Consider the following 23,095-nt stretch of genomic DNA (forward strand, 5'->3'; position numbering starts at 1 on the left):
GGGCGGACCTCCGCCCACCGGTGCCCCCGCCATCACACCGATGGCGGGGGCCGCAACCCCGGCGCCCGGCCCCGCGGCCGGGCCATGGCCCGCAGCACGTGATGGAGGACCACCATGTCGGTGGACGCGAAGCAGGCACCGGCCGAACCCACCCCGCTCGTGCGGATGCGCGGGATCTCGGTGGAGTTCCCCGGTGTGAAGGCCCTCCAGGAGGTGGACTTCCGGCTGTTCCCCGGCGAGGTGCACGCCCTCATGGGGGAGAACGGCGCCGGCAAGTCGACCCTCATCAAGGCGTTGACCGGCGTCTACACCCCGGCCGCCGGGGTCACCACCCTCGACGGGCGGGAGGTGTCGTTCTCCGGGCCCGCCGAGGCCCAGGCGGCCGGCATCAGCACCGTCTACCAGGAGGTCAATCTCTGCCCCAACCTGACGGTCGCCGAGAACATCCTGCTCGGTCGGGAGCCGCGGCGCTTCGGCGCCGTCGACGGGCGGGCGACCCGGGCCCGCGCCGCCGAGCTGCTCGCCGACATGGGCCTCCACATCGACCCCGGCTCGGTCCTCGCCGAGCACCCCATCGCCGTCCAGCAACTCGTGGCGATCGCCCGCGCCGTCGCCGTGGACGCCAAGGTCCTCATCCTCGACGAGCCGACCTCCAGCCTCGACCAGGACGAGGTCGCCGAACTCTTCCGCATCATGCGCCACCTGCGGGACCGGGGCGTCGCCATCCTCTTCGTGTCGCACTTCCTGGAGCAGGTCTACGAGATCTCCGACCGGATGACGGTGCTGCGCAACGGCCGGCTGGTGGGGGAGCACCGCACCAGCGAGCTCAGCCGCCTCGACCTGGTCTCTCTCATGATCGGCCGGGAACTCGGCGCGCTGGCCGAGGTCGAACGGCTCGCTGGACAGGCCGGTGAGGAGGCCTCGACCGTTCCGGTGCTGGAGGCCAGGGGAGTCGGTCGCAAGGGCTCGGTCGCGCCGTTCGACCTGCGGATCAACCGCGGCGAGGTGGTCGGCCTGGCCGGTCTCCTCGGCTCCGGTCGCACCGAACTCGCGCGGCTGCTCTTCGGCGCGGACCGCCCCGACAGCGGCCAGGTGACCGTCGACGGCAGGGCCCTGCACCTGCGCGGCCCCCGCGCCGCGATCGCCGCCGGAATCGCCTTCTGCTCCGAGGACCGCAAGGGCGAGGGCGTGGTGGCCGACCTCAGCATCCGCGACAACCTGATCCTCGCCATGCAGGCCGCCAACGGCTGGGCCCGCCCGATTCCCCGCCGGGTCAAGGACCAGCTCGTCGAGAAGTGGATCAAGGCGCTCGACATCCGGCCGGCGAACCCCGACGCGCTCGTCGGCAAGCTCTCCGGCGGCAACCAGCAGAAGGTGCTGCTCGCCCGCTGGTTGGTCACCGAACCGAAGCTGCTCATCCTCGACGAGCCCACCCGGGGCATCGACATCGGGGCCAAGACCCAGATCCAGAAGCTCGTCGCCGAGCTCGCCCAGGAAGGCATGGCCGTGGTCTACATCTCCGCCGAACTCGAGGAGGTGGTGCGCCTGAGCCACCGCGTCGTGGTGATGAAGGACCGGGCCAAGGTCGCCGAGCTGGACCAGAACGCGACAGTGGACGACATCATGCGGCTCATCGCCCACGTCGACGAGCGTCCCGAGGCGGTGGCGGCATGACCTCCACCCGCCCCCTGGACCGCTTCCGCGCCAGCGGCCTGCTCTGGCCCCTCGTCGCCCTCCTGGTGCTGCTCGCGGCCAACGCCGTCGTACGCCCGTCGTTCCTGGCCCTGCGGATCCAGGACGGCCACCTCTACGGCAGCCTCGTCGACATCCTCAAGAACGGCGCGCCGACCATGCTCATCGCGCTCGGCATGTGCCTGGTCATCGCGACCCGGGGCATCGACCTGTCGGTCGGCGCGGTCGTGGCCATCTCCGGCGCGGTCACCTGCTCGTACATCGCGGGAGCGGGCGACCCCACCGGCGCCGGGGCGGCCTTCGCCGGCATGGGCATCGCGCTGGCGCTGTGCGCCGTCCTCGGCCTCTGGAACGGGTTCCTCGTCGCCGTCGTGGGCATCCAGCCGATCATCGCGACGCTCGTCCTCATGACGGCCGGGCGGGGCATCGCGATGCTCATCACCGACGGCCAGATCATCACCGTACGCAACCCGGCGTACCGCACCGTCGGCGCCGGCTTCCTGCTGCTGCCCGTCTCGATCCTCATCGCCGTCGCCGTGTTCGCGCTCGTCGCGCTCGTGACCAGGAGGACCGCCCTGGGCCTGCTCATCGAGTCCGTCGGCATCAACCCCGAGGCCAGCCGCCTGGCCGGTCTGCGCGCCCGCACCATCCGGTGGACCGTCTACGTGTTCGCCGCGATCTGCGCGGGCGTCGCGGGCCTGATGATCAGTTCGAACGTCAGCGCGGCCGACGCCAACAACGCCGGCCTCTGGATCGAGATGGACGCCATCCTCGCCGTCGTGATCGGCGGCACCTCGCTGGCCGGCGGCCGCTACAGCCTCACCGGCACCATGCTCGGCGCCCTGATCATCCAGACACTCACCACGACGGTGTACAGCATGGGCATCGCGCCCGAGATCACGCTCGTCTTCAAGGCCGTCGTCGTCATCGCGGTGTGCCTCCTGCAGGCGCCCAAGGCGCGGGCCGTGCTCCTGCGCCGCACCCGGCGACGGCACACGCCCCCCGATCCCGACGCCGAGGCCGCGGGGCGGCCGAGCACGCACACCCCGACCTCAGCGATGGTGGAGAAGGTGGCCCAGCCATGACGACCTCAGCGACGCCCGTCAAGGGCAAGAGCCCGCTCGCGCTCCCCGGCCGCCGGTCCGTCCCCGGCCGCGTCGTCCCGGTGATCGCCACGTTCGTGCTGTTCGTGCTCCTCTTCGGCGTGGGCACCGCCCGCTACGACGGTTTCCTGTCCGGCCAGGTCGTGGCCAACCTCTTCATCGACAACGCCTTCCTCATCGTCCTGGCCGTCGGCATGACCTTCGTCATCGTCACCGGCGGCATCGACCTGTCGGTGGGCGCGGTCGTCGCCCTGTCGACGATGGTGGCCGCCGCCGGCCTCCAGGCCGGGCTCCCGGCCCCGCTCGTGGTGCTGCTCGTGCTGGCCATGGGGTCGACGCTCGGCCTGCTCATGGGCCTGGTCATCCACTACTTCGAGATCCAGCCGTTCATCGTCACGCTCGCCGGCATGTTCCTCGCCCGCGGGCTGTGCTTCGTCGTCGGCGTCGAGTCGATCTCCATCAAGGACCCCACCTTCCGCACCTTCGCCACCGCCGCCATCCCGCTGTCCGGCACGGTCTCGATCACCTGGAGTGTGGTGATCGCCCTGGCGATCGTGGCGGTCGCCGTGTGGGTGCTGCACCGCACCCGCTTCGGACGGACGGCGTACGCGGTCGGCGGCAACGAGAACTCGGCGATGCTCATGGGTCTGCCGGTCGCCCGGGTCAAGGTCGGCGTCTACGTCATCAGCGGGCTCTGCTCGGCCATCGCCGGCCTGCTCTTCAGCCTCTACATGCTCTCCGGCTACGGCCTGCACGCCGTCGGGATGGAGCTGGACGCCATCGCCGCCGTCGTCATCGGCGGCACACTGCTGTCCGGCGGCGCCGGTTACGTCCTCGGCTCCCTGCTCGGCGTCCTCGTCCTGGGTGTCATCCAGACACTGATCTCGTTCCAGGGAACGCTCAGCTCCTGGTGGACGAAGATCGCCATCGGCACCCTGCTGCTCCTCTTCATCGTGATGCAGCGGGTCTTCATGCGGCGGCAGCCGTGACGACGTCCGCCGCCAAGGCGCCGGTGATGGCGGATGTCGCTCGTTTGGCGGGCGTGTCGCATCAGACGGTGTCCCGGGTCATCAACGGCTCGTCCAGCATCAAACCGGAGACCCGTGAGCGGGTGTTGCAGGCCATCGAGCGGTTGGGGTATCGGCCGAACACGGCGGCCCGTGCGCTCGTGCGCGGTCGGTCGGGGATCATCGGCGTCATCGGTACTGCCCGGACGTTGTTCGGTCCGATGAGTATTCATCGGACGGTGGAGGACGCGGCGCGGGCGGCGGGGTTTTTCGCGACGTCGGTGAGTTTGTCGGAGGTGACGCGGCAGGCGCTCAGTGATGCCACGGAGCATCTGATGCGTGTCGGTGTGGAGGGGATCGTGATGATCGCCGGTCATGACGAGGCGTTGGAGGTGGTGCGGACGCAGCGGTCGCGGGTGCCGTTCGTGGTGGTGGAGGGGGATCTGTCGAAGGCGTCGCTGACCGTCGGGGTGGATCAGGTGCTGGGTGCGCGGATGGCGACGGAGCATCTGCTGGGGCTCGGGCATCGTGAGGTGGTGCATGTGAGTGGTCCGCTGAACTGGGCGGAGGCGCGGGCGCGGGTGGATGGGTGGCGTCTGGCGATGGGTGGGGCGGGTCTGCGTCCGGTGGAGCCGGTGTCGGGGGACTGGAGTTCCCGTAGTGGTTATGTGGCGGGGCGGCGGATCTGTGAGATGCCGGGGGTGACGGCGGTGTTCGCGGCCAATGATCAGATGGCGATCGGTGTGTTGCGGGCGTTGCAGGAGTGTGGTTGTCGGGTGCCGGGGGACATCTCGGTGGTGGGGTTCGATGATGTGCCGGAGGCGGCGTATCTGATTCCTCCGTTGACCACGATCCGGCAGGACTTCGAGGCCGTCGGTCGCCGGGCGATCGAGGTTGTCACGCAGGCGATCCGGGGTGCGGAGTTGCACCCGTCGCCGTTGGTCGTTCCCACCCTCGTGGTGCGCGAGAGCACCGCGACTCCGACAAGGACCGAGACATGAGCGACGACAGGTACGTGGTGGGTGTCGACTTCGGCACGCTGTCGGGACGGGCCCTGGTGGTCCGGGTCTCCGACGGCGCCGAGCTGGGGTCGGCCGTGCACGAGTATCCCCACGCCGTGGTCACCGACGCCCTGCCCACCGGGGAGACGCTGCCTCCCGAGTGGGCGCTTCAGGTGCCCCAGGACTACCGCGAGGTCCTGCGGGTGGCGGTGCCGCGGGCCGTCGAGGCGTCGGGGATCGACCCGGCCGACGTCATCGGCATCGCCACCGACTTCACGGCGTGCACGGTGCTCCCGACCACGGCCGACGGCACCCCCCTGTGCGAGCTGCCGGCGTACGCCCGCCGGCCGCACGCCTACGTGAAGCTGTGGAAGCACCACGCCGCCCAGGGGCAGGCCGACCGCATCAACGAGCTGGCACGCCGGCGCGGTGAGGCGTGGCTGCCGCGCTACGGCGGGCTCATCTCCTCCGAGTGGGAGTTCGCCAAGGCGCTGCAGGTCCTCGAGGAGGACCCCGAGGTGTACGCGGCGACCGAGCGCTGGGTGGAGGCCGCCGACTGGATCGTGTGGCAGCTGTGCGGCCGGTACGTCCGCAACGCCTGCACCGCCGGCTACAAGGGCATCCTCCAGGACGGCGCGTACCCGTCACCGGAGTTCCTCGCCGGACTGAACCCCGCCTTCGCGGGCTTCGTGGCCGACAAGCTCGAACATCCCATCGGCCAGCTCGGCGAGGCCGCCGGCCGGCTCACCGCGCAGGCGGCCGCCTGGACCGGCCTGCCCGAGGGCATCGCGGTGGCCGTCGGCAACGTCGACGCCCACGTCACGGCCCCCGCCGCCCAGGCCACCGAGCCCGGCCAGATGGTGGCCATCATGGGCACCTCGACGTGCCACGTCATGTCGAGCACCGTCCTGCGGGAGGTGCCCGGCATGTGCGGCGTCGTCGACGGCGGGATCATCGCGGGGCTGTGGGGCTACGAGGCCGGGCAGTCCGGTGTGGGGGACATCTTCGGCTGGTTCACCCGGACCGGCGTGCCCGCGGCGTACGAGGCCGAGGCGGCGCGACGCGGCATCTCGGTGCACGACCTGCTCACCGAGCGGGCCGCCCGCCAGGCGGTGGGTGAGCACGGGCTCGTGGCGCTCGACTGGCACAGCGGCAACCGGTCCGTCCTCGTCGACCACGAACTCTCCGGGGTCGTCGTCGGGCAGACCCTGGCCACCCGCCCGGAGGACACCTACCGGGCGCTGCTCGAGGCCACCGCCTACGGCACCCGGGTGATCCTCGAGACGTTCCGCGACAGCGGCGTCCCGGTCGAGGAACTCATCGTCGCCGGCGGCCTCACCAGGAACCGGCTGCTCATGCAGATCTACGCCGACGTGACGCGGATGCCGCTGTCGGTCCTCGCCTCCGAGCAGGGCCCGGCGCTCGGCTCCGCGATCCACGCCGCGGTCGCCGCTGGCGCGTACCCCGGTATCACCGCGGCGGCCAAGACCATGGGCCGGGTCACCCGGGCCGCGTACCTGCCCGACCCGGAGCGGGCGGCGGCCTACGACGCGCTGTACGCCGAGTACCTGACGCTCCACGACTACTTCGGCCGGGGAGCGAATCCCGTCATGAAGCGGCTCAAGGAGATCCGCCGTTCCGCCCGGATCTCCGCCGGTCGAGAGGAGAGCTGACGTGACCGTCCTGGCCGACGTCGACGCGACGATCCGGAGCCTGCGCGAGGAGGTGTGCCGGCTGCACGCCGAGCTGACGCGCTACGAGCTCGTGGTGTGGACCGCCGGCAACGTGTCGGCGCGGGTGCCGGACCGCGACCTCCTGGTCATCAAGCCGAGCGGGGTCGCCTACGACAGGCTGACACCGGAAAACATGGTCGTCTGCGACCTGTACGGCCGGGTCGTCGACGGGGGACTGGCCCCCTCGTCCGACACCGACGCCCAGGCGTACGTCTACCGCCACATGCCCCACGTCGGCGGCGTGGTACACACCCACTCGACGTACGCCACGGCCTGGGCCGCGCGGGGCGAGCCGATCCCCTGTGTGCTGACGATGATGGCCGACGAGTTCGGCGGCGACATCCCGGTCGGCCCGTTCGCGCTCATCGGCGACGACTCCATCGGGCGCGGGATCGTCGAGACCCTCGCGCACAGCCGGTCGCCCGCCGTGCTCATGCGCAACCACGGCGTCTTCACCATCGGCCCGACGGCCCGGGCCGCCGTCAAGGCCGCCGTGATGTGCGAGGACGTGGCCCGCACCGTCCACATCGCCCGGCAGCTGGGTCAGCCGCTGCCCATCGACACACGCGACATCGACTCCCTCTACGACCGTTACCAGAACGTCTACGGGCAGCGCTGACCCGCCCGGCTACGCGAGGAGATCCACCCATGCCTGCTGACCCCCAGTACGCCCCCGAGTTGTGGTTCCTGACCGGTAGCCAGCACCTGTACGGCGAGGAGACGCTGCGTCAGGTCGCCGAACAGTCGCAGGCCATCGCCAAGCAGCTCGACGCCAGCGGGGTCGTGCCCGCGAAGGTGGTCTGGAAGCCGGTCCTCACCGACTCGGCCGCGATCCACGCCCAGGTGCTCGAGGCGAACGCGGCGACACGGTGCATCGGTGTGGTCACGTGGATGCACACGTTCTCGCCGGCGAAGATGTGGATCGCCGGGATGGACGCGTTGCGCAAGCCGATGCTGCACCTGCACACGCAGGCCGGCGCCGAGCTGCCGTGGTCCACCATCGACATGGACTTCATGAACCTCAACCAGGCCGCCCACGGCGACCGGGAGTTCGGATACCTCACGGCCCGCCTCGGTGTGGCCCGCAAGATCGTCGCCGGGCACGTGAGCAACCCGCGCGTGGTGGAACGCGTCGCCGCCTGGGCCCGGGCGGCGCTCGGCGCGCACGAGCTGCGGACGCTGCGGCTCGCGCGGTTCGGCGACAACATGCGCGACGTGGCCGTCACCGAGGGCGACAAGGTCGAGGCGCAGCTGCGGTTCGGGGTGTCCGTCAACACGTACGGGGTGAGCGACCTGGTCGAGCTGGTCGACCAGGTTCCCGACGCGGTGGTCGACGACCTGGTGACCGAGTACCTCGACAGCTACGACGTGGCGGCCGAGCTGCGCCCGGGCGGGGACCGCCACGAGTCCCTGCGCTACGGCGCCCGGATCGAGGCCGGCCTGCGGACCTTCCTCACCGACGGCGGCTTCCGGGCCTTCACGACCAACTTCGAGGACCTCGGCGGCCTGCGCCAACTGCCCGGCCTCGCCGTGCAGCGGCTCATGGCCGACGGTTACGGCTTCGGCGGCGAGGGCGACTGGAAGACCTCCGTCATGCTCCGCACCACCAAGGCCATGGAGGCCGGCCGGCCCGGCGGCACCAGCTTCATGGAGGACTACACCTACCACCTCGTTCCGGGGCAGGAGAAGATCCTCGGAGCCCACATGCTGGAGGTCTGCCCCAGCATCGCCGGCCGGAGGCCGACCCTGGAGATCCACCCGCTCGGTATCGGCAACCGGGAGGACCCGGTGCGTCTGCGGTTCACCGCGGCACCCGGCCCCGCCGTGGTGGTGGGCATCGCCGACCTGGGTGACCGGTTCCGCCTGACGCTCAACGAGGTCGACGTCGTCGAGCCCGACGAGGCGCTGCCGAAGCTGCCGGTCGCGTGCGCCGTGTGGCGGCCCCGGCCCAGCCTGTCGACCTCCGCCGAGTGCTGGCTGCTCGCCGGCGGTCCGCACCACACCGTCCTCTCGCGCGCGGTGGGCACCGAGGAGTTCCGCGAACTGGCCGAGATGCTGCGCACCGAACTCGTCGTCATCGACGCCGGCACCACGCCCGAGGCCCTCCAGCGCGAACTCCGCTGGACGGCCGCGTACCACCGCCTCGCCGCTCGCCTGTAACCCCGCTCCGACCACCGGGACCACCCGTTCGCACCGCACCGCGCGGACGGGCGGTCCCGCCTGCCTGCGTGCACCGCGCACGCGTGCCTCGAGAGGAGTCCCCATGTCACGTAGCCACCGCGCGTCCCACACCCGGCGGCGGCGACTACTCGCTGCGGCGCTCGCCGCAACCGTCACCTCGGCCCTGGCCGGCGCCCCGGCCCGGGGAGAGCCCGCCGCCGCTCACAAGCAGCGGGTCGACCTGGCGCCGCTGTCGCGGCCGTTCGTCATGCCCGGCTTCAAGGAGCAGGAGTTCAACGGCGCGCTCTTCGTCGGCGAGGGGGAGACCCGGTTCTCCGTGTCGGTCGACCTGCTCACCGGGGACAACAAGGTCGTCCACGAGAACATGGTCCCGAACATCCGACGCATCGGGCCCATCGCGACCGACGGGTCCTACTACGAGGTCGAGCTGAGCACCGACGACCGGACCCTCACCGCCGAGAAGCTCGGTGGCCTGCAGGCCATGCTCGACAACCCGGAGAGCTGGGACGCCGAGGACGTGGCGGCGGCACGGACCCAGCTGCCGACCCTCCGGGCCCGCTACGAGCAGATCCAGCGGGACCGGCGCGACATCGTCGTCCGCTTCGCCCGGGTCGGGCCGACCGAGCTCGTCGGATCCGTCACCGCGCTCGACGACGACACCACCGTGTTCATCGACGCGAGCGCGCCCTGGTCGGAACCGAGCCGGTACGTCGTGGCCGGCGAGCGGACGATGACGGGCACCACCACCGGACTGACCGATCCCGGCAGGCGGGCCCACCTGCGCGTCGACACCGACGCACCCGCCGACAGCGGCGCCTCGTACGCCTCCCTGAAGGACATGCTCAACGCGATGGTGGGCAAGAGCGGCGCGGCCGGCGACGCCGCGGCGGCCCTGCGGTGGGAGCTCGACCGCGACGAGACGGTCACCTTCACCGCCCGCATGGGAGACACGGAGCTGGCGCCGTCGGAGCGCTCGCAGGCCGAGGCACTCGCGATCCTGGCACAGGCCCGCAGCCGGGTGGACGACGGCAGCGTCGACGGCAGCGGGCCGGTCGGCCAGACGACGACGTACATGCGCGACGCCATGGCGCTCAACGCCAACTACGACGAGAAGTTCCGCCGCAGCTTCGTGATGTGGGGCCTCGGCGGCGGCGGTGACGACATCTTCAAGGGTTGGGATTCGGCCTGGGACGGCATCACCGCCCTGAGCCTCGACCCGGCGCTCGCGCTCGACCACATCCGGGACTTCTACGACCAGGGTGGGCCGCGGTACGACCAGCTCCACGCCGGCCCGATGCACGCCTACCTCGCCTGGCGGGCCTACGTCCGCACCGGCGACCGCAGCATCCTCGACCTGGTCTACCCGGTGATGGTTCCCTACATCGACCGGATGCGGGAGTTCGACACCGATGGTGACGGCCTGCTCGAGAGCCCGTGGGCGGGCGAGCGGCTCGGCGGCCGCGGCAACCACCTCGGCCTCGACGACAGCCCGCAGTACTACCACTTCGTCCAGGTCCCGACCGACGGCACCGACGACCGGGACAACACCAACCTGACCGACGTCGCGCTCAACTCGTACTACGGCCTCTTCGCCGAGACGCTCTCGCAGATGGCGGGTGTCCTCGGGCACGACGCGGACCGGACCCGGTTCGCGCAGTTGCACGACCGGCTGAAGCAGCGGGTCAACGACCGGCTGTGGAACGCCGAACGCGGCCTCTACCTGAACCGGTACCTGGACGGCTCGTGGGAGCCGACCACCACGCCCACGGTGTTCTACCCGCTGTTCGGCGGGCTGGCCGCCCCGGACCGGGCCGAGATCCTGGTACGTGACCACCTGCTCAACCCCGAGGAGTTCTGGGGCGAGTACGCCATCCCCAGTGTGGCGCGCAACGACCCGGCGTACTGCGCCGCGGGGGAGAGCCACGAGGAGGTTCCGGCCTACCGCTACTTCCAGAAGCACGACGAGGAGAACGCGTGCGAGGAGTGGCAGGGGGCCGTGTGGCCGCCGATGAACGCCACCGTCTACGACGGCCTCAAGCGGTACGGCTTCGACGGGCCGGCCGCGCAGCTGGCCGCCAAGAGCAGCGACCTGTGGCTGTCCACCTGGAAGGAGCTGGGCTGGTTCCCCGAGTACTGGGACCCGGAGCCGGGCCAGGTCATCAACGGCGCGGCCACCGACACCGCCTGGCGGACCTACAGCTGGTCCAACCTCATGCCGCTCATGGGCACCCAGGAGCTGATCGCCGACGAGCCGTGGGGCGACCCGCGGGGCGTGCGCTTCGGTACGCTCGGCCTGCCGGGCACCAACTCGGTCAACGAGGTGCCGCTGCACGGGCACCGGTACACGGTCGTGGCCGGACCCAGGTCGACGGTGGTCCACCAGGACGGCAGGCCCCTCTTCAAGGCGAACGGGGCGCGGGTCGTCGTGCGGGACTTCGTGGTCGACGGCGGGAGCGTGACCTTCACCGTCAAGGCCGACGGTGACGCCAGGATCACCGTCTTCACCGGCAAGGGGCAGCCCCGCACGGTGACGGTGCCGGAGGGCAGCACGCACGTGCGGCTCTGAGCCGGGGGTTCGGGCAGCGCCCTGCGCGGCGCTGCCCGAACCCGCCGACGCTCAGGCACGACCGGCCGCGGGGCGTCCGGGCGACCCGGAACCGTGCGCTCAGACCTCCAGCGGCAGCCCGTCCTGGTGCAGCCGGAAGGATCCGAGGGCGCCGGGGTCGGCCGCGAGCCGGAGATCGGGAAGTTGCCGTGCGATCCGCTCGACCATGATGCGGCTCTCCAGCCGCGCCAGGTGTGCCCCGAGGCAGAAGTGGATGCCGTGGCCGAAGGCGAGGTGCCGGCGGACGTCGCCGCGGTGGATGTCGAACACGTGCGGCCGGTCGAAGACGGCGGGGTCGCGGTTGGCGCCCCACAGCGACAGCGCCACCCGGTCGTACGCGGGGACCACTCCGCCGGCCAGCGCGACGTCCTCGAACGCGAACCGGGGTGGCACGATCTCGACCGGGCCCCGGAACCGCAGCGTCTCCTCGACGACCGCGTCCGCCAGCGACGGGTCGTCCCGCAGCGCCCGCCACTGCGCGGGGTGGGTGAGCAGCAGGCGGAGGCCGTTGACGATCAGGTCGACGGTGGTCTCCTGCCCCGCGATGAGCAGCAGTTGCACCAGGGCCACCAGCTCGTCCCGGTCGAGCTGGTCGGCCTGGTCCGAGCGCGCCACGAGCTCGGACACGAGGTCGTCCTCCGGGGCCGCCCGGCGGCGGGCCGCCAGCTCGTCGAGGTACGCGCCGAACTCCAGGGTGGCCGCCGGGCCGTCCGCGCTGGCCGACACGATTGCGGCGGACCAGGCGCGGAAGCGTGACCGGTCCGCCTCGGGGATGCCGACCAGCTCCGCGATGACGTTGACCGGCACCGGGTCCGCGAGGTGGGTGACCGCGTCGATGCGGCCCCGCCGCCGGGCGTCCCGGACCAGCCGGTCGGCGAGGTCGCCGATCCACGGCTCCAACCGGGCCACCGCCCGGGCGGTGAAGGCGCCGCTGACCAGCCCCCGCAACCGGGTGTGGTCGGGTGGGTCGAGGTTGATGAGCTGGCGGGACTCGATCCTCGCCACCTCGGCCAGGTGGTGCCGGGCGGGCTCGGGCAGGCCGGGGTGGTGGCGGTGGACCTCGTGCCCGATCGCCGGGTGACGCAGTCCCGCCAGCACGTCGGCGTGTCCGGCCACGACCCAGAACCGGTTGCCGGCCGGATCGATCTGCAGGACCGGCCCCGGGTTGTCCCGCACCCGGTCGTAGAAGGCGTGCGGGTCGCGGCGGACCGCCGGGTCCCACAACTCGGAGATGCCGAACGTGGCCGCCACACCGCCTCCTCAGGGCGTCCGATCGGCCCGGCGTGCGGACCGCGCGCCGGCGCGTCCGGAGGTCGCGTCGGCGCGCCGGGGGGTGTCGCGGCGCGCGACAGGGCAGCCCGCAGGACCGTCCGACGGGGAAGGTGAGCGTTAACATATGCGCGTTTCCAGGACGTGTCAATCGATAGACCTACTTGTACGTAGGGGATTGACGACGGGGTTTGTTAACGCTCACACTCCTGGCAACGGCCGAGCTCGGCTGCCGAGGGTCCGCGGTGGACGGCGGGGGCGTCCACCCTCCTGACCGGACCCCGGAACGCACGCTCGCCGCGTTGCGCGCGCGGCCAACCCGTCCTGCGGATGCCGATGTGCCAGGAGCCGTTCCGACCGGCGACCTGGCCCCCACACCACTGGAAGGACTGACCCAGGAGTGGCCCAATCCGACAAGGTCTCCGTCAATCGACGTCAACTGCTCCAGGCATCGGCGGCCGGGGTGGTGGCCGTCGCCGCCACCACCGCTCTCCCGACGGCGGCCGCCCACGCGGCGCCGGAGGCCGGGGCGGCGTCCGGCCCCTCACCGCTCGGCGTGACCCCACCGGACCCCGGTCCCGGCGGCACCGCTCCCGTCAGACCGTTCCCGCTGCACGACGTGCGGCTGGGCGACGGCCTGCTCCAGGAGAAGCGCGACCGCATGAAGAACTTCCTCCGGCAGTACGACGAACGGCGCTTCCTCGTGCTGTTCAACAACCAGGCCGGGCGGCCCAACCCGCCGGGCGTCTCCGTCCCCGGGGGCTGGGAGGACGGCGGCCTGCTCAGCGGCCACTGGGCCGGGCACTTCATGACGGCGCTCGCGCAGAGCTACGCCGACCAGGGCGAACCGATCTTCAAGAGCAAGCTCGACTGGATGGTCGACGAACTCGCCGCGTGCCAGGAGGCGATCACCGCCCGGATGGGCACCGGTGGTGGTTCGGGCGGCGCGGATCCACAGGCGCCGGCGATCGGCCGGGTGCCCGGCAGGTTCGGCCGGGGCCTCCGCCTGAACGGCCCGAGCGCCGCACAGCACGTGGCCCTTCCCCAGGAGACGATCAGCCAGCTCGGCAACTTCACGATCGCCACCTGGGTGAACCTGGCCTCCGCCCAGAACTGGAGCCGGGTGTTCGACTTCGGCCAGAACACCACCGTCAACATGTTCCTGACCGCGCGCGCCGGCGTCACCGGCAACGCGCCGCGGTTCGCGATCACGACCAGCGGTTCCGGCGGCGAGCAGCAGATCAACGGCGACGCGGCACTGCCGATCAACGAGTGGGTGCACCTGGCCGTCACGCTGTCGCAGAACACCGGCACCCTTTACGTGAACGGCCGGGTCGCCGGCCGGAACACGAACATGACGCTCAACCCGTCGCACCTCGGCAACCCGGGCAACCGGTGGATCGGCCGCTCGCAGTACGGCGACCCGTTCCTGGACGCGACCATCGACGAGTTCCACGTCTTCGACCGGGCGCTGAGCCAGCAGGAGGTCGAGTCGCTGCTGGACTCGCCGGCCGGCACCACCGGTGGCGGGACGATCGCCTGGTACCGGTTCGACGAGGAGGGCGGGACCACCCTCACGGACTCCTCGCCCAACGGCCGGGACGCGGGAGTCGTGGCCGTGCAGAGCGGGACCGAGCTGTGGGTCCCGACCCACCCCGGCTATCTGGGGGCGCTCCCGGAGGACACGGTGCTCCGGCTCGGCCCGCCCAGGTGGGCGGTCTACGGCGGCAACAAGGACACCAACACCTGGGCCCCCTGGTACACGCAGCACAAGATCATGCGCGGGTTGCTCGACGCCTACTACCACACCGGCAACCAGAAGGCGCTCGACGTGGTAGTCAAGATGGCCAACTGGGCCCACCTGGCGCTGACCGTCGGGGACAAGAACCACCCCGACTACACCGGCCCCATCACGCGGGACAACCTGAACTACATGTGGGACCTCTACATCGCCGGCGAGTCCGGGGGCGCGAACGAGGTATTCCCCGAGATCTACGCGCTCACCGGCGACGGAAAGCACCTGGAGACCGCCAGGTTCTTCGACAACCGGGAGTCGCTGTTCCAGGCCTGTGTGGAGAACCGCGACATCCTCGTCACGACGCCACAGACACGCCCCGGCCGGCGCCGCCCGGACCGCCTGCACGTCAACCAGCACGTCCCGCAGTTCGTCGGATACATGCGCGTCTACGAGCACAGCGGGGACCCGGAGTACTTCCAGGCCGCCAAGAACTTCTTCAAGATGGTCGTCCCGCACCGCATGTACGCGAACGGCGGCACGGGCGGCAACTTCCCCGGCTCCAACAACAACATCGAGATGTTCCAGAACCGGGACAACATCGCGAACTCGATCGCCCAGGGCGGCGCGGAGACCTGCAGCGCGTACAACCTGGGCAAGCTGGCGCGCAACCTCTTCCTGCACGAGCACGACCCCGCGTACATGGACTACTACGAGCGGGGCCTCATCAACCAGATCGCCGGCTCGCGGGCCGACACCTCCAGCGTCAGCAACCCGCAGGTCACCTACTTCCAGCCGTTGACGCCGGGCGCCAGCCGCAGCTACGGCAACACCGGCACCTGCTGCGGCGGGACCGGCCTGGAGAACCACACCAAGTACCAGGACACGATCTACTTCAGGTCCGCCGACGGCGGGACGCTCTGGGTCAACCTGTTCCTGGCGTCGACGCTGACGTGGGCCGACAAGGGTTTCGTCGTCACCCAGGAGACGAACTACCCGCGCGAGGACCACACCAGGCTGACCGTCGACGGCCGCGGCCGGCTCGACATCAAGCTGCGGGTGCCGGGCTGGGTGCGGCGGGGCTTCTTCGTCACGGTCAACGGCGTCGCGCAGGACGTCGACGCCACGCCGGGCAGCTACCTCACGCTGAGCCGCGACTGGGAGCCCGGCGACACGATCGAGGTCCGCATGCCGTTCAGCATCCGGATCGAGCGGGCGATCGACCGTCCCGACACGCAGGCGATCTTCTGGGGCCCGACCCTCCTGCAGATCCTCGGGAACCCGGGGGCGGGCAGCTACCGCGAACTGTCCCTCTACCGGTACCTCAAGCGGGACGGCGACTACGCCCGCGCGGCCATCACCCACGCGAGCACCACGCCGGCCGGTGACATGCTCTTCACCATCCACGGCTTCACCCTGCGGCCCTACTACATCAGTGACACCCAGCCCGTCTCGTCGTACTTCCGGCGGGTCGAGCCGACCATCGTGTTCGGGTCCGTCGACACGGGCGTGCCGAACCGCAAGCGCAACGACGGCCTTCCGAACTACGACGTCCCCGTGGCGGGCATCCCGTCGCCCGGCACCGACGGCCCGACCTTCCTCGACCTGGTGTGGGACGAGGCGCCCTTCGCCACCCACGGCGCGTTCGTCTCCACCGTCGCCCGCACCGCCGAGGCGTTCGTCGAGGCGGGAGTCTTCACCGACGCCGAGAAGGACGTCGTGGTCTCGCACGCCGCCCGGGCGAGCAGGGAACTCGCCCCGTAGGAGCACCGCGGTCGCCGCCAACCGTGTGGCGACCGACGTCGTGAGCCAGACGGCGGTCTGACCGACTCTCGTCGGTCAGACCGCCGTGCCACCCCCTGCCGGCGGCGAGCCGGGCAGTCTCCACTCCTTCCGCACACCGCCCCAGGCGGGAAGGCCGTCGGCTCTCGCGCACGCGCCGGCACGTCGCCGCACGGACCGCCGCTGCCCGCCGGGCCCGGGCGTAGGGCCGGCGGCACGACCAGTGCTGGCGCCTCCAGGACGTGGAGGCGACCCGAACATGAGGAGTGTGAGATGAGCAAGCAGTTCTCCCGCCGGTCGGCCCTGCGCCTCGGTGCGTTGGCCGCCTCGGCTCCCGCCGTGGCGTCGCTGCTTCCGGCCACCGCCGCCCACGGGGCACGTTCCACCACGGACCCGGCCACGACCGTCCCCCGACCCGGCTGGGTCGGCCCGAACTGGTCCGTCACACCGTTCGCGCTCAACCAGGTGGCGCTGCGGGACGGCATCTTCCAGCAGAAGCGCGACCGGATGCTCCACTACGCCCGGCACTACCCCGGCACCGGAGGCGTCCTCGACGGGCCCGACCGGATGCTGCACCTGTTCCGCGCCAACGCCGGGCTTCCCGCCCCCGGCACCTACCCGGGCGGCTGGGACACCCCGCGGCATCTGCTGCGCGGCCACTTCACCGGTCACTACCTGACGCTGCTCGCCCAGGCGTACGCCGCCACCGGCGAGGACGTCTTCGTCGACAAGCTCGACTATCTGGTCGAGGAACTCGGCAAGTGCCAGCGGGAACTGGACAAGCGGAACCTCGGTCGCGTGCCGGGCAGGTCCGGCAGGGCGGTCCGCCTCGGCGACCCGCACCCGAACCAGTACGTGCAGCTACCGGCGGGCATGCTCGACGGCGTCACCGAACTCACCATCGCCGTCTGGGTGAACCCGGCCGTCGCGCAGACCGGCGCCCGGATCGCCCACTTCGGCGCGAGTCCCACCTCGTACCTGTCCCTGACCGCGGACAGCGCGGGCCCGCGGTTCGCCATCACCAACCTCGGCAGCGCCAACGAGCAGCAGATCACCAGCAACACGGGGATTCCCGCCGGCCAGTGGACACACCTCGCGGTGACGCTCTCGCCGACCGGCGTCGGCCGGGTCTACGTCAACGGGGTCGAGGCCGGCGCCAAGGTGCTCGCGCTGACCGCCGCCGCGCTGGGACGGACCGTCGACAACTGGATCGGACGGTCCCGGAACGACAACGACCCCTTCCTGAACGCCACCGTCGACGACTTCCGGCTCTACCGCCGGGCGCTCGACCCCGCGGAGGTCCAGGCGCTGCACTCGGACGGCGCGCCGGCCCCCTCCGACCTCGTGGCGTGGTACCGCTTCGACGACGAGGGTGAGACGGCCGTCGACCACTCGGCGAACCACCGTGACGCCCGCATCGTCGGCGTCGGCTACCCCGGCTTCCTGGCGGCGTTCCCGGAGGGCCAGTTCGTCCGGCTCGAACCGCCCACCTTCCAACCGAACAGCGGCCCGAACGCGGTCTGGGCCCCCTGGTACACCTGCCACAAAATCATGAGAGGCCTCCTGAACGCCTACGACCTGACCGGCAACGAGGAGGCCCTCGACATCGCGTTCCGGATGGGCGACTGGGCCCACCAGCGACTGAGCCGCATCAGCCGGGACGACCTCAACCGCATGTGGGACATCTACAGCGCGGGCGAGGCCGGGTCGATGAACGAGGTGATGGCGGAACTCGCGGCGCTCGCGTCGGACGAGGACCGGAAGGCCCGCTACCTCGCGACGGCGAAGGCCTTCACCTTCGACACGCTGTTCGACGCCTCCGTGGCGGGACGCGACGAACTGAACGGACGCCACGCCAACCAGTACATGGCCCCCAACATCGGGTACCTGCGGATCTACGAGCAGACCGGCGAGGCGGACTACCACACGGCGGCCCGGAACTTCTGGTCCATGGTCGTCCCGCACCGGATCTTCAGCAACGGCGGCGCGGGCCGGAGCGAGCACTTCCGCCAGCGAGGTTCCATCACCTCCGGATTCACCTCCTCGTCGGACCCGAGACACGCCGAGACGTGCTGCGCGTACAACATGCTCCGCCTCACGAGGAACCTGTTCTTCCACGAGCAGGATCCGGCGTACATGGACTACTACGAGAAGGCCCTGCACAACCAGATCCTGAGTTCACGGCGCGACATCGACAGCGTCACGAGCACCGAGGTGACCTATCACCAGAACATGTGGCCGGGCAGGTCGCGCAGGATCGGAAACGTCATCGAGTACAGCCGGTACGGCGGCAACGGCAGCTGCTGCAACGGGACCGGCCTGGAAAGCCACACGAAGTACCAGGAGTCGATCTACTTCAGGTCCGCCGACGAGTCGACGCTCTACGTCAACCTGTTCATCGCGTCCACGCTCACCTGGCCGAGCCGGGGATTCGTCATCACCCAGGACACCGCCTACCCGACCCGGGGGGCCACCAGGCTGAGGTTCGACACGGGCGACGGCCCACTCCAGATCAAGCTCCGCGTGCCCTCCTGGGCCCGCAAGGGCTACACGGTGACGGTCAACGGCGTCCGCCAGGCCCTGGACGCCGCTCCGGGCACGTACGTCACGCTGGACCGGCACTGGACGGAGGGGGACGTGGTCGACGTCTCCATGCCCTTCAGCTTCCGCGTCGAGAAGGCGCTCGACGACAGGGCCATCCAGTCGATCCTCTACGGGCCGACGCTCATGGTCGTCCGTGACGACACACCGAGCTACCGGCAGTTCAGCTTCTACAAGGACCTCAAGCTGGACGGGGACCTGGCCCCCGCCATCGCGCCGACCGACGTCCCGATGCACTTCACGACGCACGGTTACACGCTGGCCCCGTACTACGTCTCCGACCCGGTCCCCGGCGAGTTCAACGCCTACCACCCCTACGTGAAGCGGGTGGAGCCGGAGGTCGTGTTCGGATCGGTCAGGACGGGTGTGCCGAACGACGGCATCCGCGACGAGGACGGCGAGACCTTCCTGGACCGGGTCTGGGAGGCGGCGCCGTTCGCCAACCACGGTCAGTTCGTCCGCCGCGTGGAGGAGGTCTCCGGCCAGTGGCTCGCGGCCGGCCGCCACACGCGGGAGCAACGCCAGGCGATCCTCGCCGGCACCGCGCGGGCCGAACGGGACCTGCGCGGCTGACCCCGGTCCGGAGACACGTCGGGATCGGGCGCGCGGTCGAAGGGCCCGTCCCGACACGGGCGGAGGGGCTGCCGGGAGCAGCCCCTCCGCCCGTGTGTCAGCTCGCCGTCATCGAAGGTGGAACAGCGCCCGGAGGGCGGTCCCGTCGTCCGCCGTGGCGGTGACCGCGTAGCAGGCGCCGGGCGTGGTGGGTGTCTTCCAGGTGAAGACGAACTGCCCGGCCGTGGTGTCGTAGCGCAGGGCGGTGCTGCCCGGGGTGAGGACCTCGACGGCCTCGACGCCGGACGAGGTGGCGCAGTCGATCCGCGCGGCCGTCATGGTCACGGCGTCGGTGTCGGTGATCTCGTCGGCCGCGAACAGCTCGAACTTCAGGGGCACGGTGCTGCCCGCCCTGACCTGGTTGCGCACGCCGTCCATCTCGACCGGCTGGTGGAACCCCTTCGCGGTCCAGGGCAGCACCGTGTACGTCTGCGTCGCCGTCGCGGTGTTGCCCGCGACGTCGGTCGCCGTGGCCGTGACCGTGTGCGTCCCGACGGTGGTGCGGTAGCCGCTCACGACGCACCCCGCCGGACCGGAGGTGGTGTCGCTCGCCGTGCACGTGGGGGCGGGCGGCACGGAGCCGAAGTGGACGACGCCGATGGTGGAGTCGAAGGTCGCGGTCGGCGCGACCGTGTCCACCCGGACCGTCGCCGATCCCGGCTCCTCGACGTTGCCGCGGCGGTCGGTGGAGCGGTACTCCACGCGGTGGGTGCCCTGCTGGTCGACCGGGACCGCCGTGCCGGGGTACGCCGTCCACTCGCCGCCGTCGATCCGGTACCGGGTGTCGGCCACGCCGAACGCGTCCGTCGCGGTGAGCGTGAAGGACGGGACGGTCCGGTACCACCCGTCGTCGCCGTCCGGTTCCGCCGGCGACCAGGCCACGGTCGTCGTCGGCGCCACCGTGTCGCCCGGGTCGTCGGCGAAGACCCGCCAGTCGGTGAGCGCCACCGCGGACCAGGTGGTGCCGTTGCCGTTGGCCCGGATGGTGGCCCGCACGCGGGGCGTGGTGACCGGGTCGAACGTCACGGTGTTGAACGCCGTCGTGCTCGTGCCGTAGCCGGACGCGCCGGGCACGTCGCGCCAGGTGGAGCCGGCCTCGTCCCAGTACTGCAGCACCCACCCGTCGGGCTCGGCGACGCCCTCGCCGCTGCCGCGGTTCGAGTCGCGCCAGAACTTCAGCTCCGTCCCGGTGATCCGCACCGGGCGGGACCAGTCGTACTGGACCCACTGTGTCGCCGGGCGGCTGCCGGACCAGGTGCCCCAGATCTGCGCCTGGCTCGGGTTCGGCGGGTCGGCGCCGTCGTTGAGCGCGGTGAGACTGTTCCAGCCGGCGGTGTAGGACGCGGACGGCGTCGCGAGCGGGGCGATGTTGCCGGTGAGCGGCCCCGACAGGTCCGCCGGGACGGTGGCCGTCCTGGCGGTGCCCAGGTTGCCCGCCACGTCGACCGCGCGGAACGACACGGTGTGCCGGTCGGCGTCGGGCGCCGCGATCGGGCCCGTGTAGGTGGTCCACGCTCCGGTGCCGATGGCGTACTCGATGCGGGCCACCCCGGAGGTCGCGTCGCTCGCGGTCACCGTGACCGTGCGGGTGTCGCCGTCCACGGTGCCCGTGCTGACCGGCGCGGTGGCGTCGATCCGTACGGCGAGGTCCGCGACCGCCGACACGTTGCCCGCGCGGTCGGTCGCGGTCGCCGTGACCGTGTGCCGTCCGTCTCCGGAGACGGTGACGTCGACGTACCGCACGTCGGTGGCGACGGCCGGCTCCCCGTCGTCCAGGTGGGCGGTGATGGTCATCCGGCCGCCACGGTCGTCGACCGCGGCGACCCGCACCCGTACGGCGGACCGGAACCACCCGGCCGCGCCGGCGCTGCCGACGGGCGTGAGGGTCAGGGTCGGCGCCGTCTCGTCGCCCTCGGTGTCGCCCGGCGAGATCACGGTGACCTGCGCGGCGACGCGGTCGGCGGCGTAGCCGAGCACGGTGCCCCGGACGGTGAACGTGCCGGGGGCGGCGACCTGCTCGGGTGTCACCGGGTCCCAGAAGACCGGCACCCGCAGCGTCTCGTCGCCGAACGACACCGGGACGGTGCCGGGCAGGTCGGTCTCACCCACCTCGACCGTCATCGGCGGTGGGGTGACCGACGGCGGTTGTGCGGCGAGGATCTTCCACTCCTCGACGGCGACGGCCGAGTAGGTGCTGCCGTTGGTCGACGCGTCGAAGATCGCCCGCACCTGCGTGGTGGTCACCGGGTCGAACGTGGTGTCCTGGAAGCCTCGGGTGCCGGTCGGGTAGCCGCTCGGGTTCGGCACGTCGACCCACTGCCCGGTGGCGAGGTTCCAGTACTGGATGCGCCAGCGCGCGGGCGCCGCGACGCCCACGCCGGTGCCCTGCGGCTGGTCGTTCCAGAAGTCGATCTGGGAACCGGAGATCCGCATCGGCTGGTCCCACGTGTACTGCACCCACTGCTGCGGCGGGTTGTCACCGGTCCACGTGCCCCACATGTCCGGTGGCAGCGGGTTGGACCGGACGATCTCGTCGTTGAGCGCCTTCACCCAGTACTGGGTGGGTACGGGGTCGTTGGAGACGGTGACCGTCGCCTCCTGGGCGATGTTCGGCCGAGGGGTGAGGTCGCGCCCCTTGACGGGCGTCGGCGTGACCGGCCTGATCCGCGGCGGGGTGAGGCTGTCGTCCCACTCGAGCCTGTCGATCGCCACGGACCGGCGGAAGTGGCCGCCGCCCACGGCGTCGGCGGTGTGGTAGGCCAGGTACCACCGGCCGTCGAACTCCACGATGCCGGGGTGGCTCGTCGTCGAGGAGACCGGCCGCAGGATGGTGCCCCGGTAGGTCCACGGCCCGGTGGGCGACGACGCCGTCGCGTACGCGATGCAGGCGTGGTAGTTCGCCGGGGTGCACGGCGAGGTCGGGCCGGCGTTGTTGCCGGCGTACGCCAGGTAGTAGGTGCCGTCGCGCTTGAAGATCCAGGGCGCCTCGAAGAGGCCGGTCAGGCCGGAGACGGCACGCTGGGTGCCGACCGGCGTCTTCATGTCCTGCGCGAACTCGAGCATCCGCAGCTGGCCGAACGTGCCCCAGTAGACGTACACCCGCTGGTTCGGGGCGGCACCGTCGATGAGGATCGTCGGGTCGATGTTCTGGATGGTGTTCGCCGTGGGCACCCGCTGGGAGATCAGCGGGCCGCCCACGTGGTCGCTCCACGGGCCGGTCGGGCTGTCGGAGACGGCCAAACCGATGGCGAACCTGTCGGCCGCCGGGCTGTCCCGTTCGTAGACCGGGACGTACCAGTAGTAGCGGCCGTCCACGCCCTGGATCATCTGCCCGGCGTACGCGCGGCCCGGTGTCGCCCAGGCGAAGACCGCCTCCGGGCGCATCAGTGACGGGAAGTGGGTCCACTGCCCGGACGCGACGTCCCCGGTCCGGAACGCGCCCCACTCGTTCATGACGAAGTCGTTCGTGGACGGCCCGGCCTGGTCGTGGCCGGTGTAGATGTAGAGCTGGTCCCGGCCGCTGTCGTTGCCGGGGGCGCCGGCCGGCACGACCACGGGCGCCGGGTCGGCGGAGTAGTAGCTGCCGTCGCCGAGGATCGGGTTGCGGGTGTTGGTGAAGGTGTACGAGTCGGCGGCGTGGGCCGGCGTGGCGACCCCGGTGATGCCGCCGGCGACGAGACCGGCCACCGCCGCCGCGGCGAGCGCGGCGCGGAAGCGGCTCACCGGTCCGCGGGTCCGTGGCGCGGCGTCGCGCCGGATGCTGTTCACGGTTCC

General features: G+C 71.3%; 12 protein-coding genes. 10 read left to right on the top strand and 2 right to left on the bottom strand.

Annotation, left to right across the window (positions count from 1 at the left end):
- The first annotated feature begins 114 nt into the window (after positions 1 to 114).
- The 8 genes from D7I43_RS03585 to D7I43_RS03620 all read left to right on the top strand — a co-directional run bounded on the left by D7I43_RS03585 (position 115) and on the right by D7I43_RS03620 (position 11,283).
- The gene (locus D7I43_RS03585; protein WP_204985150.1) at positions 115 to 1,674 is read left to right on the top strand and encodes a sugar ABC transporter ATP-binding protein; all 1,560 of its coding nucleotides are present in this window, start codon (positions 115 to 117) and stop codon (positions 1,672 to 1,674) included.
- Complete coding sequence (locus D7I43_RS03590) at positions 1,671 to 2,777, top strand: ABC transporter permease (protein ID WP_120326916.1); 1,107 nt, start codon at positions 1,671 to 1,673, stop codon at positions 2,775 to 2,777. The genes D7I43_RS03585 and D7I43_RS03590 overlap by 4 nt, the downstream gene beginning before the upstream one ends.
- The gene (gene yjfF, locus D7I43_RS03595) at positions 2,774 to 3,784 is read left to right on the top strand and encodes a galactofuranose ABC transporter, permease protein YjfF (protein ID WP_120326917.1); all 1,011 of its coding nucleotides are present in this window, start codon (positions 2,774 to 2,776) and stop codon (positions 3,782 to 3,784) included. The genes D7I43_RS03590 and yjfF overlap by 4 nt, the downstream gene beginning before the upstream one ends.
- Positions 3,781 to 4,803, top strand: a complete 1,023-nt coding sequence (locus D7I43_RS03600) for a LacI family DNA-binding transcriptional regulator (protein WP_240032784.1) — start codon at positions 3,781 to 3,783, stop codon at positions 4,801 to 4,803. The genes yjfF and D7I43_RS03600 overlap by 4 nt, the downstream gene beginning before the upstream one ends.
- On the top strand, positions 4,800 to 6,476 hold the full coding sequence (gene araB / locus D7I43_RS03605; RefSeq protein WP_120326918.1) for a ribulokinase: 1,677 nt from the start codon (positions 4,800 to 4,802) through the stop codon (positions 6,474 to 6,476). Before D7I43_RS03600 ends, araB begins: the two co-directional genes overlap by 4 nt.
- Before the next feature lies 1 nt (position 6,477).
- Complete coding sequence (locus D7I43_RS03610) at positions 6,478 to 7,155, top strand: L-ribulose-5-phosphate 4-epimerase (RefSeq protein ID WP_120326919.1); 678 nt, start codon at positions 6,478 to 6,480, stop codon at positions 7,153 to 7,155.
- A gap of 29 nt (positions 7,156 to 7,184) precedes the next feature.
- Positions 7,185 to 8,696, top strand: a complete 1,512-nt coding sequence (gene araA / locus D7I43_RS03615) for an L-arabinose isomerase (RefSeq protein ID WP_120326920.1) — start codon at positions 7,185 to 7,187, stop codon at positions 8,694 to 8,696.
- A 103-nt stretch (positions 8,697 to 8,799) separates the two neighbouring features.
- The gene (locus tag D7I43_RS03620; RefSeq protein WP_120326921.1) at positions 8,800 to 11,283 is read left to right on the top strand and encodes an amylo-alpha-1,6-glucosidase; all 2,484 of its coding nucleotides are present in this window, start codon (positions 8,800 to 8,802) and stop codon (positions 11,281 to 11,283) included.
- A gap of 99 nt (positions 11,284 to 11,382) precedes the next feature.
- On the opposite strand, the gene D7I43_RS03625 is transcribed toward D7I43_RS03620, so the two are convergent.
- Positions 11,383 to 12,573 carry a cytochrome P450 family protein gene (locus D7I43_RS03625; protein ID WP_120326922.1) on the bottom strand — a complete coding sequence of 397 codons (1,191 nt, stop codon included), beginning with the start codon at positions 12,571 to 12,573 and terminating at the stop codon, positions 11,383 to 11,385.
- Positions 12,574 to 12,991: 418 nt separating this feature from the next.
- Between D7I43_RS03625 and D7I43_RS03630 the strand changes: the two genes are divergently transcribed.
- Entirely contained in the window at positions 12,992 to 16,090 is a 3,099-nt protein-coding gene (locus tag D7I43_RS03630; RefSeq protein ID WP_120326923.1) for a beta-L-arabinofuranosidase domain-containing protein, read from the top strand.
- A gap of 291 nt (positions 16,091 to 16,381) precedes the next feature.
- On the top strand, positions 16,382 to 19,282 hold the full coding sequence (locus tag D7I43_RS03635; protein WP_120326924.1) for a beta-L-arabinofuranosidase domain-containing protein: 2,901 nt from the start codon (positions 16,382 to 16,384) through the stop codon (positions 19,280 to 19,282).
- A 108-nt stretch (positions 19,283 to 19,390) separates the two neighbouring features.
- Here D7I43_RS03635 and D7I43_RS03640 read toward each other — a convergent pair whose 3' ends face one another.
- Entirely contained in the window at positions 19,391 to 23,089 is a 3,699-nt protein-coding gene (locus tag D7I43_RS03640) for an OmpL47-type beta-barrel domain-containing protein (RefSeq protein WP_192902052.1), read from the bottom strand.
- Between the last annotated feature and the right edge of the window lie 6 nt (positions 23,090 to 23,095).

Origin of the sequence: Micromonospora globbae (assembly GCF_003610785.1) — a bacterium.
Lineage (GTDB): Bacteria > Actinomycetota > Actinomycetes > Mycobacteriales > Micromonosporaceae > Micromonospora > Micromonospora globbae.

Bases quoted from the DNA above. Each gene is read 5' to 3' on its own strand.
- D7I43_RS03585 (WP_204985150.1), top strand. From the start codon at position 115: ATGTCGGTGGACGCGAAGCAGGCACCGGCCGAACCCACCCCGCTCGTG.
- D7I43_RS03590 (WP_120326916.1), top strand. From the start codon at position 1,671: ATGACCTCCACCCGCCCCCTGGACCGCTTCCGCGCCAGCGGCCTGCTC.
- yjfF (WP_120326917.1), top strand. From the start codon at position 2,774: ATGACGACCTCAGCGACGCCCGTCAAGGGCAAGAGCCCGCTCGCGCTC.
- araB (WP_120326918.1), top strand. From the start codon at position 4,800: ATGAGCGACGACAGGTACGTGGTGGGTGTCGACTTCGGCACGCTGTCG.
- araA (WP_120326920.1), top strand. From the start codon at position 7,185: ATGCCTGCTGACCCCCAGTACGCCCCCGAGTTGTGGTTCCTGACCGGT.
- D7I43_RS03620 (WP_120326921.1), top strand. From the start codon at position 8,800: ATGTCACGTAGCCACCGCGCGTCCCACACCCGGCGGCGGCGACTACTC.
- D7I43_RS03635 (WP_120326924.1), top strand. From the start codon at position 16,382: ATGAGCAAGCAGTTCTCCCGCCGGTCGGCCCTGCGCCTCGGTGCGTTG.